The sequence below is a fragment of the Paracoccus sp. (in: a-proteobacteria) genome, from assembly GCF_047973135.1.
GTDB lineage: Bacteria > Pseudomonadota > Alphaproteobacteria > Rhodobacterales > Rhodobacteraceae > Paracoccus.
Window position 1 is genome coordinate 25,795 of the sequence record NZ_JBKEBL010000045.1, and the last position, 14,246, is coordinate 40,040.

At 64.1% G+C, this 14,246-nt stretch carries 15 protein-coding genes; 4 read left to right on the top strand and 11 right to left on the bottom strand.

From position 1 onward, the window contains the following. Window positions 1-97 precede the first annotated feature (97 nt). Window positions 98-328 carry a DUF6324 family protein gene (locus tag ACK5L9_RS04580; protein WP_416910267.1) on the top strand — a complete coding sequence of 77 codons (231 nt, stop codon included), beginning with the start codon at window positions 98-100 and terminating at the stop codon, window positions 326-328. On the opposite strand, the gene ACK5L9_RS04585 is transcribed toward ACK5L9_RS04580, so the two are convergent. The 8 genes from ACK5L9_RS04585 to ACK5L9_RS04620 form a co-directional block, all read right to left on the bottom strand. After that, window positions 300-725, bottom strand: coding sequence for an MmcB family DNA repair protein (locus tag ACK5L9_RS04585; protein WP_416910279.1), 426 nt, complete (start codon window positions 723-725; stop codon window positions 300-302). The genes ACK5L9_RS04580 and ACK5L9_RS04585 overlap by 29 nt on opposite strands. A 399-nt stretch (window positions 726-1,124) precedes the next feature. Beyond that, window positions 1,125-2,063, bottom strand: coding sequence for a DUF481 domain-containing protein (locus tag ACK5L9_RS04590; protein ID WP_416910268.1), 939 nt, complete (start codon window positions 2,061-2,063; stop codon window positions 1,125-1,127). Window positions 2,064-2,468: 405 nt separating this feature from the next. After that, window positions 2,469-2,804 (bottom strand): hypothetical protein, encoded by a 336-nt coding sequence (locus tag ACK5L9_RS04595; protein WP_416910269.1) that lies wholly within the window; start codon window positions 2,802-2,804, stop codon window positions 2,469-2,471. Between the two features lie 63 nt (window positions 2,805-2,867). Beyond that, window positions 2,868-3,344, bottom strand: coding sequence for a transcription antitermination factor NusB (gene nusB / locus ACK5L9_RS04600; RefSeq protein ID WP_416910270.1), 477 nt, complete (start codon window positions 3,342-3,344; stop codon window positions 2,868-2,870). Further along, window positions 3,341-3,892: a 6,7-dimethyl-8-ribityllumazine synthase gene (locus tag ACK5L9_RS04605; protein WP_416910271.1), complete on the bottom strand. Its 552-nt coding sequence runs from the start codon at window positions 3,890-3,892 to the stop codon at window positions 3,341-3,343. Before ACK5L9_RS04605 ends, nusB begins: the two co-directional genes overlap by 4 nt. A gap of 4 nt (window positions 3,893-3,896) precedes the next feature. Then, entirely contained in the window at window positions 3,897-5,015 is a 1,119-nt protein-coding gene (gene ribB, locus ACK5L9_RS04610; RefSeq protein ID WP_416910272.1) for a 3,4-dihydroxy-2-butanone-4-phosphate synthase, read from the bottom strand. After that, window positions 5,005-5,574, bottom strand: a complete 570-nt coding sequence (locus tag ACK5L9_RS04615; protein ID WP_416910273.1) for a hypothetical protein — start codon at window positions 5,572-5,574, stop codon at window positions 5,005-5,007. Before ACK5L9_RS04615 ends, ribB begins: the two co-directional genes overlap by 11 nt. Window position 5,575: 1 nt before the next feature. After that, a complete protein-coding gene (locus ACK5L9_RS04620; protein WP_416910274.1) occupies window positions 5,576-6,181 on the bottom strand; it encodes a riboflavin synthase in 606 nt (201 codons plus the stop codon). Window positions 6,182-6,394: 213 nt separating this feature from the next. Between ACK5L9_RS04620 and ACK5L9_RS04625 the strand changes: the two genes are divergently transcribed. From ACK5L9_RS04625 to ACK5L9_RS04635, 3 genes are all read left to right on the top strand, one after another. Next, window positions 6,395-7,717 carry a capsule biosynthesis protein gene (locus ACK5L9_RS04625; RefSeq protein WP_416910275.1) on the top strand — a complete coding sequence of 441 codons (1,323 nt, stop codon included), beginning with the start codon at window positions 6,395-6,397 and terminating at the stop codon, window positions 7,715-7,717. 139 nt (window positions 7,718-7,856) lie between these two features. Next, window positions 7,857-8,945 carry a polysaccharide biosynthesis/export family protein gene (locus ACK5L9_RS04630; protein WP_416910281.1) on the top strand — a complete coding sequence of 363 codons (1,089 nt, stop codon included), beginning with the start codon at window positions 7,857-7,859 and terminating at the stop codon, window positions 8,943-8,945. 104 nt (window positions 8,946-9,049) lie between these two features. Beyond that, window positions 9,050-10,960 (top strand): capsular polysaccharide biosynthesis protein, encoded by a 1,911-nt coding sequence (locus ACK5L9_RS04635; RefSeq protein WP_416910282.1) that lies wholly within the window; start codon window positions 9,050-9,052, stop codon window positions 10,958-10,960. Here the strand turns inward: ACK5L9_RS04635 and ribD are convergent. The 3 genes from ribD to ACK5L9_RS04650 form a co-directional block, all read right to left on the bottom strand. Next, window positions 10,916-11,965 carry a bifunctional diaminohydroxyphosphoribosylaminopyrimidine deaminase/5-amino-6-(5-phosphoribosylamino)uracil reductase RibD gene (gene ribD, locus ACK5L9_RS04640; protein ID WP_416910276.1) on the bottom strand — a complete coding sequence of 350 codons (1,050 nt, stop codon included), beginning with the start codon at window positions 11,963-11,965 and terminating at the stop codon, window positions 10,916-10,918. The genes ACK5L9_RS04635 and ribD overlap by 45 nt on opposite strands. After that, window positions 11,962-12,426 carry a transcriptional regulator NrdR gene (nrdR, locus tag ACK5L9_RS04645; protein WP_416910277.1) on the bottom strand — a complete coding sequence of 155 codons (465 nt, stop codon included), beginning with the start codon at window positions 12,424-12,426 and terminating at the stop codon, window positions 11,962-11,964. The genes ribD and nrdR overlap by 4 nt, the downstream gene beginning before the upstream one ends. 204 nt (window positions 12,427-12,630) lie before the next feature. Further along, complete coding sequence (locus tag ACK5L9_RS04650; protein WP_416910283.1) at window positions 12,631-14,238, bottom strand: GMC family oxidoreductase; 1,608 nt, start codon at window positions 14,236-14,238, stop codon at window positions 12,631-12,633. Between the last annotated feature and the right edge of the window lie 8 nt (window positions 14,239-14,246).

Consider the following 14,246-nt stretch of genomic DNA (forward strand, 5'->3'; position numbering starts at 1 on the left):
CGGTGAATAACCCCGCGCGGCGCTGGTTGCAAGCCCGACTTGCCCGCAAAATCGCCTCGGGCTAGAGAAAGATCATTCTGACACCGGGATCACCACCATGAGTATCAACACCCCAAGCGACATTGCCGCCAACCTTCAGGTCGGGCCGACCGATCAGGGCATGGTGCGCATCTATCTGGAAGCCGAGGGGATCGACCTGCCGCTGGATTTCGACCCGGACGAGGCCACCGAGATCGCCGAGGAATTACTGGCCGCCGCCGAAGCAGCGCGAGAGATGGCCGGCGGAAAGGGCGGCAAGCCTAGGAAAAAGCCCCGCCCGGATCGCTGAACCCCTGAAGCCGCAGCGCGGCAGCGCGGCCGAAATCGCGGATCAGCCGGTTACGCCGCGCCCCCGCCAGCCGTGCCTCGGGCGCCATGCGCAAGATTTCGGCACCATAGGCGTCGGCGCGGATCAGGCCGGTATCGCCGGGCAGCAAATCGTCCGGAAATTCGCCATCCACTGCCCAGAAATAACGGTCGCACCAATCCAGATAGCCCTGCCATTTCCGGTCGCCGGTAAAATCGGCGCGGCTGCTTTTACACTCGACGATCCACAGCTCTCCCTTGGGGCCAAGACTGATCACATCGACGCGCAATCCGCGTACAGGCGTGAATTCGGTCAGCACGGCATGATCGATGCTGCGCAACAGCCGGGCCACCCCGCGCGCAAGGCGCTGGCCGGGCATGGGGGGCAGGTCGGGCAGGTCGTGGCTCATCGCGGCAGAATAGAACGAAACATAAACACAGTGCAAGTTGTCCTGCCCGCCCGATTTCGCCAACCAGCGCTTGAAAGCCGCGCGGCGGCACCCTATCTGTCAGCCTTGGCGGGTTTCTGCTCTTCTCGCGAGCGGCCATTTTTCCACTGGCCTATAATTTTTCCGAGGGGGCTGGCTCTGGCGTGACCCTGGTCTCGTTATCCGGCGCCCACCTGGTTATCCAGGCTTTCGGGAAATCTCGTGCTGCCGCGGTCGCTGCGGTTCCCGCCACCTCCCCCGGATTTCAGGCCCCCGGATTTCAGGCGCGCATGGAAAAAGGGGCGGGTTTGCACCCGCCCCCCAGAGAGACTTCAGATCAAGAGGGATCGATCAGAAGCCGTAAACCAGCGACACGCCGAAGGTGTTGTCGGTCTTGGTCTTGCGGTTTTGCTGATACTCGGTGGTCAGGCTCATCCGCGTGGCCAGCTTGTCGCCCATCTGGAAGTTCACACCCAACTGGTTGCTGACAACATAGTCCGACCCCGACGAGTTCAGATAGTCCGTGTCGTTGGTCAGGAAGATGGTGTCGTTAAAGCGGTGATACAGGCGCGACGAGGCGACGCCACCGAAACCGCTGTCCGACGAATCGTCAACCGGCGTACCGTCGAAGTTATAGCCGCGATGCTGCGCACCGGTCTGGGTATACCGCCAGCCGATACCGGCCTGAACGCGCCAGGTGGTCGAATCGCTGTTCAGGATGCGATAGCCCGGTCCAACGCCGATAAAGCCGTCGCGGCGATAATCGGTGAATTCGTCTTCGAAATCGCTGTCGGACTGCGAGGCGTCATTGCGCTTGCCGTCAACCATGCCGTTGATTTCAAAGCGACCCAGTGCAAAGGCATACCAACGGTCGTCAAAGTAATAGCGCGCATCATAGATCACGCTGGTGTCTTCGACATCCTTGTCGCCATTGTCGTTCTCGCCGTATTCCAGCAACATGCCAATGGTCTGCGCCCACTGACCGCTGTTATAGGACACGCGGCCACCCAGCGAGAAATCCTGGTTATCGACATTGCCGTTGCGGCCCACATAGGACAGCGACAGGTTGCCGAACAGGCCGTCGCGGCGATCAGCCGGGCCAAAACGCTCGTTATCCCTGGAACGGTCGAAGTCGTCGGTGACATCGTCTTCAATGTCGGTGATGCGGTCGTCGATGCCGGTCACACCGGTCACGTTCGCGCCGGTGGACATCTCGGTCTGCGCGAAAGCGGGGACGGACAGCGCCGTCAGGATGGCGGTCGCACCGCTGAGAAGTGCAATCTTGCTCATTCGTTAAACCCTCAGTCTATAGAGCGTCTGCTCGGTTCTGATGCCGGATCGGCGTCAGAGCATCTCTGCTGAAAACGGGTTTATTCGGTCCCGCCCGACAAACAAAGATGGCGACAGCACATCGCGATCTGGCGAAAACGTGATCGAAACGTGATTTATTCCGCATCTTTGGCCCGAAAGGAGGCATCGGCTGAAACAATTATTTGAAGTTGACCTGCGCCGTTCATCCGCCACAGCCGGAAAGCCAAGCCATTCCTTGCACTTTCGGCGTATCCGCACCTGATACAGGCGGTTCATAAAGTTGACGCGAATGGTAACGTTATGTGATTAACGGACTATTAAGTTTAAATTCAGGGCGGTGCCGCTTAACCACAATGTTGCGCATTTGCGACAGACACGGCCCGATCAGTTGCCCATTTGCGTTGACAATCTGACCTTTCTGACAGGTTTTGAACCGATCATCTCGGGTACAGGCTGCCCGGCGACAGTTTCGCGACGACCGCCTGCCGGGGGATCGCGATCATCGGCCATGCGCATGACCGCGATGCCGAACTGCACACCGGCAAAGACGATACTGTTAAATGCGATCAGCATCGCGGCGGCCAGCCAGCCCATCGGGCTGGAAAGAATCAGGTGCCGCAGATGCGCCACGTCCAGCCACAGCAGCAGGCCCGTGAACGCCACGGCCAAAGCGATGCCGATCAGGACATTCAGGATATAAAGTCGGACAAGTCGTGGCATCAGGCATACTCCGGTCGGGACGGTTCCCGCCAGTCTACGCCGAATTTCCGATCCGTGAAGGGGTCAGCGCGCCGCACCCTGAAAGGCGTCGGGGCGCAGGTCGCGGGCAACGTGATCCAGCACCGCGTTGACGAATTTCGGCTCGCGGCCCTCGGGAAAGAACGCCTCGGCCAGCCGCACATATTCGGCAATCACGACCCTGGGCGGCGTTTTGGGTGTGACCAGTTCTGCCCCGGCGGCGCGGAACAGGGCGCGCAGGACCGGGTCGATCCGGTCGATGGGCCATTTCGCAACCAGACCACGATCCGTTGCCTGATCAATCCGCGATTGCCAGGTTACGGCGTCATCGACGATGCGCGAAAACAGCTTTTCGTCAGCCTCGGGATGCGAATCCTCGCCATCGTCGGTTCCGATGCGATAGTTGCGAAACTCTTTCATGACGTGATCGGCCGATTGCCCGGCCGCCTCCATCTGAAACAGCGCCTGCACCGCATACAGCCGGGCGGCGCTGGAAAGTGCGCGTCTGTCCGGTTTGGTCATGTCCGTGACTGTCCTTCCAGTTCGCCGGCAAGGCGGATCAGATCGACATCGCCTGCCCGCGTGCCGGAACCGCGTCGCGCCGACCATTTGCGCGACAGGGCGACCAGATGCAGCGCCGCCGCCGCCGCGCCGCCACCCTTGTTCTGCCCGCCGGGATCGGCACGCACCGCAGCCTGTTCCGCATTCTCGACCGTCAGGATACCATTGCCGATGGCATGGCCCTGCAACCCCAGCAGCGCCAGCCCGCGAGAGCTGTCATTACAGACCGTGTCATAATGCGTCGTCTCGCCCCGGATCACACAACCAAGCGCGACATAGCCATCATAGATCCCATGCAGCGAGGCCATTGCGATGGCTGTCGGAATCTCCAGCGCGCCAGGTACCTGAACCAGATCGGTGCTGGCCCCGACCTGCCCGGCCACCGCGCGCGCGCCCGCCACCAGATTGTCGGCAATCGCCTTGTAATAGGGCGAAACGACGATCAGCAGCCGCACCGGCCGGTCGAATTGCGGCAGCGGCAGGTCGTGGTGCTGAGTGTTCGAGGCCATGGCGTCAGTCCTTTGGAATAGGCCGCGTGGAATGGATCGAAAGCCCGTAGGCGTCAAGCCCCACAACCTTCACCGGCGCGGAATTCGTCACCAGGATCAGCTCGGACAACCCAAGCGCCGACAAAATCTGCGCCCCCAGCCCGTATTGACGCAGCGTATGCGGCCCGACATCCTCGGATTGCGGCAGGGTCTTGCCCAGATCGCGCAGCAGCACGACGACACCGCGCCCCTCGCGCGCGATTTCCCGCATTGCCGAAGGCAGGGTTCCGGCGGCCTCGCGACCGATCCCCAGCACGTCATGCAGCGGATCCAGCGCGTGCATCCTGACCAGCACGGGTTCGGGTGTGGACAGATCGCCCTTGGTCAGGACGATATGTTCCGCCCCCTGCGCCTGATCGGCAAAGATGCGCATGATCCAGTCGCCGCCATATTGCGACTGCACAACGCGCTGACTGCGCTCTGATATCAGGCTGTCATGGCGGCGGCGATAGCGGATCAGATCGCTGATCGTCCCTATCTTCAGCCCGTGTTTCTGCGCAAAGGCCACCAGATCGGCAAGGCGCGACATGGTGCCATCCTCGTTCATCACCTCGCAGATCACGCCTGCGGGGTTCAGCCCCGCCAGTCGCGAAATATCAACCGCCGCCTCGGTATGCCCGGCCCGGACCAGCACGCCCCCCTCGCGGGCGCGCAGCGGAAAGACATGGCCGGGCGTGGCGATGTCGGCGGCACCCTTGGTCGGATCGATGGCGACGCTGACGGTGCGGGCGCGGTCATGGGCGCTGATGCCGGTGGTCACGCCCTCGCGTGCCTCGATCGACATGGTAAAGGCGGTCTCGTGCCGGCTGGAGTTGCGCGGACTCATCAGGCTGAGCCCAAGCGCGTCCAGCCGGTCGCCGGTCATGGACAGGCAGATCAGACCCCGGCCATGTGTCGCCATGAAGTTGATCGCGTCGGGCGTGGCCATCTGCGCAGGGATGATCAGATCGCCCTCGTTCTCGCGATCCTCGTGATCGACCAGAATGAACATCCGCCCGTTGCGGGCATCCTCGATGATTTCCTCGGTGGTCGAGATCGCGTCGCGCAGGTCGTCGCTGATCTTGCCGGGCCTGTCATATTGCATGGGTCGTCCTTCCGAAATAGCGGTTGCCGCTGACAAATCCCGCCAGACCGCCCGCCGTCATCGCCTCTCGTTCGTGATCGGTCTCGCCGATCATCAGCACCGCGTCGCCCGGCAGCCTGCGATCATGCAGCCACAGCTTCATCTGATCGCGCATCGCCGCCCAGCTTTGCCCGAATCGCGGCAGATGCAAGACCGAGTCCGCACCGATCTGCCGCGCAAGCGCAGCGTCGTCCAGCCCCGGTGCCGTGCCCAGATGGCGTTCCGCCGCCAGCCCGGCCAGCTTGTCCCGGCAATCGGCGGGCAGCGGCGCGCCGTCGCGAAAGACGCCAAGCGCGTTCGATGAAAACAGGAATGCCACCAGATCGCGCCCGGTCGTGGCACGGATGCCGGCATAAGTCCTGTAATCCAACCCCAGGGCCTGCGCGCGCCGGACCCGCAGCCTGACCACCTCGATTGGCAGAACCGGCAAAAGCTGCTGCCGCGCCGCGCGCCAGCAATGCGCCTGCCATGCGACGGAACGCATCTGCGGCCCGCCATTATGCCCAATTCCCGCGCCCATCCTACAGCCCCGCCGCCCCGGCCTCGGCCAGCCGCGCGACATAGCGGGCCAGCGTGTCGATTTCCAGATTGACCGCATCGCCCTGTGCCGCGTCGCCCCAGGTGGTGACTTGCCGCGTATGCGGGATCAGGTTGACGCCAAAATGCGTGCCTTCGACCTCGTTCACGGTCAGCGAGGTTCCGTTCAGCGCGACCGAGCCCTTGGGCGCGATGAACCTGGCCAGCGCGGACGGGGCATCGAAGGTCAGGCGCAGGCTGTCGCCTTCGTCTTTCGCTGCGACGATCCGGGCCACACCATCGACATGGCCGCTGACGATATGCCCGCCCAGTTCATCCCCGACCTTCAGCGCGCGCTCCAGGTTCAGCCGCTTGCCGACCGTCCAGCCATTCACGCCGATATTTGTTTTCGACAGGGTCTCGGCCGAGATGTCCACATCGAACCAGTCCGGTCCCTTGGCGGTCACCGTCAGGCACACCCCGTCGCAGGCGATCGAGGCCCCCAGTCCGACCCCGCCCATGTCATAGCCGCAGCCAATCCGCGCCCGCATGTCGCCACGCATTTCGACGGCGCGCACCTGCCCTGTGTCAGTGATGATCCCTGTAAACATCTCGGTCCTTCTGTTGCATGCCTGTTAAAGGTTGGTCATAACTATTAGGGATACAAGGACAAGCCGTTCGGATAGCTTGTTCGATAAGTGGTTTCGCGTAACTATTGCTAAATATTTAACCGGTACCCTCGAAACTTCCACACAGCAACATGCCGAATCACTTGCGATCCGGCTGATCATACAGGTTTTGACCGACCCATGCTTCACCAGGCGATGCCCCTCAAGGATGGCGCGCGCGGCGTGAACCCCGGTTGCCCCGCACCGGAGGATAGGGTTTTCCTGTTCCTGCAGGGTCCGCATGGACCATTCTTCGACCGGCTCGGCATCCTGCTGCGCGCGGCGGGCGCAACGGTGTGGCGCTGCGGCTTCAATGCCGGTGACGAATATTTCTGGTCCGACAACGCGCATTACATCCCCCATACCGGCACGATGCAGGACTGGCCCGAACATCTGGATCGGATTCTTGTGGAAAAAGAGGTGACGGATATTGTCCTTTATGGCGATGTGCGGCCCATCCACGCCATCGCCCGCAATGCCGCGCATCAGGACGACCTGCGCTTTCACGTCTTTGAAGAGGGATATCTGCGCCCCTACTGGATCACCTATGAAAGGAACGGATCCAACGGCAATTCGCCGATCATGCACATTCCGCTGTCGGAAATGCGCAACGCGCTGCGTGAAACCCCGGCCGATCTGCGCCGTCCGCCCGCCACCTGGGGCGACATGCGGCATCACAAATTCTATGGCGCATTTTATCATTTCCTCGTGCTGATCGCGAACCGGCGCTATCGCAGCTATCAGGGGCATCGCGGCATCTCGGTGGCGCAGGAATTTCGGCTGAATCTGCGCCGTTTCATGATCTCGCCCCTTCTGAACCTCAAGCGCGAATTTCAGTGGCGCAAGTTCCGTCTTGCGGGCTGGCCCTATTCGCTGGTGCTGCTGCAACTTGAACATGACTCGAATTTTCGCGGGCATTCGCCGTTCCGCAGCAACGCGCAGTTGATAGACTATGTCATCATGCAATTCGCGGCCTCGGCCCCGCATCACCACCACCTGCTGCTGAAAGCCCATCCGCTTGAGGACGGGCGCGCCGGAAACCGCCGCGCCGTCATCGCCTCGGCAACCCGGCACGGCGTCGCCGAACGCGTCCATTACGTCCGGGGCGGCAAGCTGGCTGAACTGTTGTCACAGGCGCGTTCGGTCGTCACGGTCAACTCGACCGGGGCGCAACAGGCGTTGTGGCACGGGATTCCGGTCAAGACGCTGGGACGGGCAATTTATCAGAAACCCGGCATCGTTTCCGATCAAAGTCTTGCCGATTTCTTCGCCGATCCGCAGCCGTCGGACCCGCAGGCCTATCGCATCCTGCGCGATTTTCTGTTGCAAACCAGCCAGATACCCGGAGGGTTTTATTCCGAACGTTCGCGCGCCCATGCCCTGCGCGTCGTCAGCGACATGATGCTTGCCCCCGAGGATCCGTACGAGACGCTGGCATCCGGTCGTGTGATGTACCGGCATCAGATCGCTGATCAGTGACAATTGTGCACAAGAAATTGTGGTCATAGGCATCCCGCGCCGCTAAGGTGCCCCAAAATCCGGCAAGAATGCTGACATGACTACAGGAGTTCCCGAGGTGACAGTTCTCCCGAAAAACAATGTGGTCCTGCGCGTGATGATGATTGCGGCGCTTGGATTGCTGGCGGCCTGCGCATTGCCCAGGTCCGGCCCGACCAAGGGCGAAATCTACAGCGGTTCGGTGGATCGCGGCGGCGATGCACAGGTGATCTATGTCAACGACCATGTGAACCGTTCCACCAATTACGCGCCCGTCTACGGGTTCTCGAACAGTTTCCGCAATGCAGACACGGTTGGCGCGGATGAAATCCGGCCGGGCGACGTGCTGGGGCTGTCGGTCTGGGAAAACGTCGATGACGGGCTGTTGACCTCGCTTGGGGCCAGTTCGACCGAATTGCAGCGCATTCAGGTGGACAGCGACGGCTATATCTTCGTCCCCTATGCCGGCCGCGTCATGGCCGCAGGCAGTACCCCCGAAGAACTGCGCGCGATCATCACGGAAAAGCTCAGCTCGCAGACGCCCGATCCGCAGGTGACGGTGGCGCGCGTCGCGGGCGATGGCGCAACCGTTTCCGTGATGGGCAAGGTCGTCAGCCAGGGCGTCTATCCGATCGAGCGGCCGACCCGGACCCTGTCCACGATGCTGGCCCGTGCCGGCGGCGTGTCGATCGAGCCCGAGGTCGCGGTCATCACCGTCAAGCGCGGCAATTCCTCGGGCAAGGTCTGGCTGACCGATCTTTACGCCGGTTCCTCCAGCGACATCGCGTTGCGCCCCGGCGACATCGTTCTGGTCGAAGAGGATCAGCGCAGCTTCACCGCCCTGGGCGCTCTGGGTGGCCAGACCCGTGTTCCCCTGGGCAACGAGATGATCAGCGCGGTCGAGGCCGTGGCGATGGTCGGCGGCCTGTCATCGGATCTGGCGGATCCGACCGGCGTGTTCGTCATGCGCGAAGAACCCGAATCGGTCGCCAGCAAGGTGATGGGCAAACCCGTGACGGGAACGCAACGGATGGTCTATGTGCTTGACATGACCCGGCCCAATGGCCTGTTCCTGGCCCGCGACTTCCTGATCCGCGACGGCGACACCGTCTATGTCACCGAGGCGCCCTATGTCCAGTGGCGCAAGCGGCTGCTGGCGATCACCGGCACGCTGGTCTCGGCCAACTCGGTCCAGAATATCGCCAACTGATCTTGACCGGACCAGAAGATGACACAGAAGGCCGCCGGGACGCATCCCGGCGGCTTTTCGTTTACAATCTGGGTTTCTGGCGCAATCCGCGCCTTGCGCGCATCATGTGCCTTGCAGGCTGGCGGCTGCGGACGGGCCTGCCCTCGCCCTCTGACCGGGTCGGCATCTGGGGCGCCAGTCCGACGGCATGGCGCGGGCACGCCATCGCGGCGCGGCGCGGGGTGCCGCTGGTCACGGTCGAGGACGCGTTCCTGCGATCCGTCATGCCGGGCCGGACACGCCACCCCGTTCTGACGCGCGGCCCCGTCGGCCTGCTGATCGACGAGGACGGGCTGCATTTCGACCCCGCACGCCCCTCGCGGATCCAACGGTTTGTCTCCGATCCGCGCGCCGCCGCGCTGGTCGATACGGCAGCCGAAGGAATCGCCCGGCTGCGCGCGCTGGATCTGTCGAAATACAACGCCCACCGCCCCGATCAGCCCGCCCCGCCCCGCGGCTATGTGCTGGTCGTCGATCAGACACGCGGCGATGCTTCGCTGATGGGGGCCGGGCGTGAGAGGTTTCTGGCGATGCTGCGGGCCGCGCGCGATGAAAACCCCGGCCGCCGCATCGTGATCCGCGCCCATCCCGAAAGCTCGGCGGGCCTGCGCCCCGGCCATCTGACCCGTGACGACCTGTCCCCGGGCGAGGTTTTCTGCGATGCACCAGTCTCTCCGTGGCGACTGGTCGAGGGGGCGGATGCCGTCTATGCCGTCAGTTCGCAACTGGGATACGAGGCGCTGTTGGCCGGACACCGCCCGCGCCTTTTCGGCCAGCCCTTCTATGCCGGATGGGGGCTGACCGACGACCGCCGACCTTTGCCGCCACGGGGCCATGCCAGTCGCGAAACCCTGTTCGCGGCAAGTCACCTGCTGGCCCCGGTCTGGTACGATCCCTGCCGCGACCGGCTGACCGACTTTTCCGGCGCGGTCGATCAGTTGCAGGCTGAAACCGCCGCCTTCCGTCAGGATCGCGACGGCCATCTGGCCTATGGGATGCGACTGTGGAAACGCCCGTATATCGCGCAGATATTCGAGCAGGGAGGCCGCCTGCGCTTTACCAGTCAGCCCTCTGCACAGGTCACGCTGGCATGGGCGGGCAAGGCTGGTCCGGTGCCGCAGGCCATCCGGGTCGAGGACGGGTTGTTGCGCTCGCGCGGTTTGGGGGCGGCTCTGACCCCGCCCCTGTCGCTGATCGCCGACGATCTGGGCATCTATTTCGACCCGACGCGCGAAAGCCGGCTGGAGCGTTTGATCGCCGCAGGCCCGCCCCCCGGTGGTGCCGCCCGCGCAGCGCGGCTGATCGTGGCGATCCGGGCGGCGGGCCTGTCGAAATACAACCTGCCCGGTGCAGAAATCGATCTGCCCCCACGGGGCGGCGCGCGGCTGATCCTTGTCCCCGGCCAGGTCGAGGATGACGCCTCGATCCGTCTGGGCGCGGGTGAGCAACGGACCAATCTGGCACTGCTGGAACGCGCGCGGGCCGAAAACCCCGGCGCGATCCTGATCTACAAGCCGCATCCGGATGTCGAGGCCGGATTGCGCCCCGGCCTGATTCCGGACGAGCGGTTGGCCGCGCTGGCCGATCATGTCGCCCGCCATGCCGATCCGGCCGGTCTGCTGGCCCGGATCGACGAGGTCTGGACGATCACTTCGACCCTTGGGTTCGAGGCGCTCTTGCGCGACATTCCGGTGACGGTTCTGGGTGCGCCCTTCTATGCCGGATGGGGGCTGACCCGCGATCTTGGGCCGGTCCCGGCGCGACGGCAGGCCCGCCCCGATCTTGCCGCGCTGGTCCATGCCTGCCTGATCGCCTATCCGCGTTACCACGACCCGATCAGCCGACTGCCTTGCCCCGTCGAGGTCGTGCTGGACCGATTAAGCGATCCGCGCGCCAGCCGGGGCGGCCCGGCGCTGCGGGTTCTGGCCAAGTTACAGGGGGCGCTGGCCGGGCATAGCCGGATCTGGCGCAGATAGGCGTTGCCAACGATGGAACAGGTCCGGCCCGATCGGGCGGGCTTCGATCAGCCGAAAGCGCGGCATTTCAGCAAGGCGGCTGCCGGGCAGAGGCCCGACCGCAGGCCGCCCGTCCGCGCCAAGGATCAGCCCGGCGCTGTAGCCGACCAGCTGATCCACCAGATTGGCGGCCAGCAATCCGGCGGCCAGCACGCCCCCCCCCTCGCAGAACACGCGGGTGACGCCACGCGCCGCAAGCTGGCCCAGAATATCGCCGGGATCGCCCGAAACCTGCCAGAGCGGGCCGAAATCACGGCCTTCGGGCGGCAGGTCCGGCACGGCGCGCGACGACACGATGACCCGCGCGGGCTGCCTGACCACGCCAAAGCCGCGCACATTCAGCGAGGGACGATCAGCGCGCGCCGTGCCCCCGCCCACCATGATCGCGTCATGCGACAGGCGCAGCGCGTGGACATGGCGCCGCGCATCAGGCCCGGTGATCCACTGGCTTTCGCCCCCCGCCGTGGCGATGCGGCCATCGAAACTGCTGGCAAGTTTCAGTGTTACAAAGGGGCGGCCAAGGGTCACACGCATCAGGAACCCGGCCTGCATGGCGCGAGCCTCGGCCTCGGCCAGGCCTTCGAGAACCTCGATCCCGGCATCGCGCAGCATCGCATGACCACGCCCCGAGACGCGCGGATCAGGGTCCGTCATCGCCGAGACGACGCGCGCCACGCCTGCCGCGATCAGCGCTGCGGCACAGGGCGGCGTGTGGCCGTAATGGGAACAGGGCTCCAGCGTAACATAGGCGGTCGCGCCGCGCGCCTTGTCCCCGGCCATGTCAAGCGCGACGCGTTCGGCATGCGGGCGACCGCCGGGCCGGGTCCAGCCGCGCCCGACCACCCTGCCCTGACGGATCAGCACGCAACCTACTGCGGGGTTCGGCCAGACATTGCCCAATCCGCGCCGTGCAAGCCGCAGCGCATGCCGCATATGCCGAAGGTCATGATTAGACGGGTGGCTCAATCCGGCGGCCCGACCGGACGCAATTCCGCGACAAATTTATCGAAATCGTCGGCATCCTGGAAATTCTTGTAAACGCTGGCGAAGCGGACATAGGCGACATTGTCGATGCGGGACAGCGCCTCCATCACGATCTCGCCGATCATCTTCGAGGGGATGTCCGTCTCTCCGGTGCTTTCCAGACGGCGGACGATGCCGCTGATCATCTGTTCGATCCGGTCCGGTTCGACCGGGCGTTTCTGCATGGCGATCCGGATCGAGCGGGCCATTTTGTCGCGGTCGAAATCCTCGCGCTTGCCATTCGTCTTGACCACGACCAGGTCGCGCAACTGCACGCGTTCATAGGTGGTAAAGCGCCCGCCGCAGGCGGGGCAGAACCGGCGGCGGCGTATGGCGACATTATCCTCGGCCGGGCGAGAGTCCTTGACCTGCGTATCGTTATTTCCGCAAAACGGGCAGCGCATCCTGTTGTTCCCCTTGTGCCGCAATCCGCATCCACTATAGGCCGCGCGGCACTGTTTGGGTAGCCGGAAAGCCGCACCCCAAGATCATGGGGCCGGGGTGTTGCGAACGCGGCGCAGTCGGCCAGCGAACTGCGCTTATAGCCATTTGATTTCACGCTGATGCTGCGCCAATTTGATGATCAAATTGGCTTCTGCCAGCTATAATTACCCCGCGAGGATCAGATCGGCGGCTTTTTCGGCGATCATCGTGACCGGCGCATGGGTGTTTCCCGACACGATTGCCGGCATGACCGAGGCATCGACCACACGCAGCCCCCCGATACCGTGGACGCGCAGTTGTGGATCGACCACGGCCATCGGGTCGCGGCCCATGCGTGCCGTTCCAACCGGGTGAAAGATTGTCGTGCCCAGATCTCCGGCGGCGCGCAGCAGGGCGGCATCGCTGTCAACACCTGCGCCCGGTAATTTCTCGACCGGTTGAAACCGCTGCATCGGCGGCTGCGCCATGATCCCGCGCGCCAGCCGCAGCGCGGCGATGGCGCGGCGGCGGTCATTGTCGGTGGACAGGTAGTTCGGCGCGATCACAGGTGGGGCGGCAGGATCTGCGGCACTGGCGCGCACGTACCCCCGGCTTTCGGGGCGCAGGTTGCAGACGCTGACGGTGATCGCCGGGTCGCGGTGCAGAGGCTCGCCGAAGGCATCCAGCGACAGTGGCTGGACGTGAAATTCCAGATCGGCGCTGTCTACATCCGGCCCCGAGCGGGTAAACGCCCCCATCTGGCTGGGGGCCATTGTCATCGGTCCGCGCCGCCGCAGGATGTAATCCAGTCCGATACCGATCCGGCCCGGCAGAGTCGCCATCATCGCGTTCAGCGTCGGCACGCCCGTCACGCCAAAGACCGTGCGCAATTGCAGATGATCCTGCAAATTCGCCCCGACGCCCGGCAGATCGTGCAGCGGTGCGACGCCGATGGTGGCCAGATCATTCGCCGCCCCGATACCTGATCGTTGCAGGATCACCGGACTGGCCACCGCGCCCGCCGACAGGATCACCCCGTCCCGCGCCGTCACGGCATGGGACTGCCCGCCCCGGCGAAAGATCAGGCCGGTGCAGCGCCGCCCGTCAAAGGTCAGGCGGTCCACCTCGGCATGGGTCAGCACGGTCAGGTTGGCGCGGTTGCGCGCGGGCTTCAGAAACCCGTCCACCGCGTTCCAGCGCCGCCCGCGCCGCTGCATGACATGGAAATAGCCGACGCCTTCGTTGTCGCCGCGATTGAAATCCCCTGTGAAGGGGATCCCCGAAGCCTCGGCCGCCGCGCGAAAGGCGTCCAGCACCTGCCATGACAGGCGCTGCCTTTCGATGCGCATCGGGCCATCCGTGCCATGCATCCCGTCCGCGCCGCCAAAAAAATTCTCGGATTTCAGGAAATAGGGCAGGACATCGTCCCAGCCCCAGCCCTCGTTGCCCGCCTGCCGCCATCCATCATAATCGCGCGCCTGCCCGCGCATATAGATCATGCCGTTGATCGAGGAACAGCCGCCCAGCAGCTTGCCCCGCGGATAGCGGATCGAGCGCCCGTTCAGCCCCGCCTCGGGCGCGGTCGAATAGCACCAGTCGGTGCGCGGATTGCCGATGCAATAGACATAGCCCACCGGCACCCGCACCCAGATGTAATTATCCGACCCGCCCGCCTCGATCAGCAGCACCTTGCGCGCGGGGTCGGCGCTCAGCCGGTTGGCCAGCACACAGCCCGCGCTGCCCGCGCCGGCAATGACGCTGTCGAAATCTGTGAAAGGAACGGGATCTGGCATGATTTCTC

Coding starts and splice junctions, on each gene's coding strand:
- ACK5L9_RS04635 (WP_416910282.1), top strand. CDS start 9,050: ATGTGCCTTGCAGGCTGGCGGCTGCGGACGGGCCTGCCCTCGCCCTCT.
- ACK5L9_RS04605 (WP_416910271.1), bottom strand. CDS start 3,892: ATGGCCTCGAACACTCAGCACCACGACCTGCCGCTGCCGCAATTCGAC.
- ACK5L9_RS04585 (WP_416910279.1), bottom strand. CDS start 725: ATGCCCGGCCAGCGCCTTGCGCGCGGGGTGGCCCGGCTGTTGCGCAGC.
- ACK5L9_RS04615 (WP_416910273.1), bottom strand. CDS start 5,574: ATGGGCGCGGGAATTGGGCATAATGGCGGGCCGCAGATGCGTTCCGTC.
- nusB (WP_416910270.1), bottom strand. CDS start 3,344: ATGACCAAACCGGACAGACGCGCACTTTCCAGCGCCGCCCGGCTGTAT.
- ACK5L9_RS04595 (WP_416910269.1), bottom strand. CDS start 2,804: ATGCCACGACTTGTCCGACTTTATATCCTGAATGTCCTGATCGGCATC.
- ACK5L9_RS04620 (WP_416910274.1), bottom strand. CDS start 6,181: ATGTTTACAGGGATCATCACTGACACAGGGCAGGTGCGCGCCGTCGAA.
- ACK5L9_RS04590 (WP_416910268.1), bottom strand. CDS start 2,063: ATGAGCAAGATTGCACTTCTCAGCGGTGCGACCGCCATCCTGACGGCG.
- nrdR (WP_416910277.1), bottom strand. CDS start 12,426: ATGCGCTGCCCGTTTTGCGGAAATAACGATACGCAGGTCAAGGACTCT.
- ribB (WP_416910272.1), bottom strand. CDS start 5,015: ATGCAATATGACAGGCCCGGCAAGATCAGCGACGACCTGCGCGACGCG.
- ACK5L9_RS04580 (WP_416910267.1), top strand. CDS start 98: ATGAGTATCAACACCCCAAGCGACATTGCCGCCAACCTTCAGGTCGGG.
- ACK5L9_RS04650 (WP_416910283.1), bottom strand. CDS start 14,238: ATGCCAGATCCCGTTCCTTTCACAGATTTCGACAGCGTCATTGCCGGC.
- ACK5L9_RS04625 (WP_416910275.1), top strand. CDS start 6,395: ATGCCCCTCAAGGATGGCGCGCGCGGCGTGAACCCCGGTTGCCCCGCA.
- ACK5L9_RS04630 (WP_416910281.1), top strand. CDS start 7,857: ATGATTGCGGCGCTTGGATTGCTGGCGGCCTGCGCATTGCCCAGGTCC.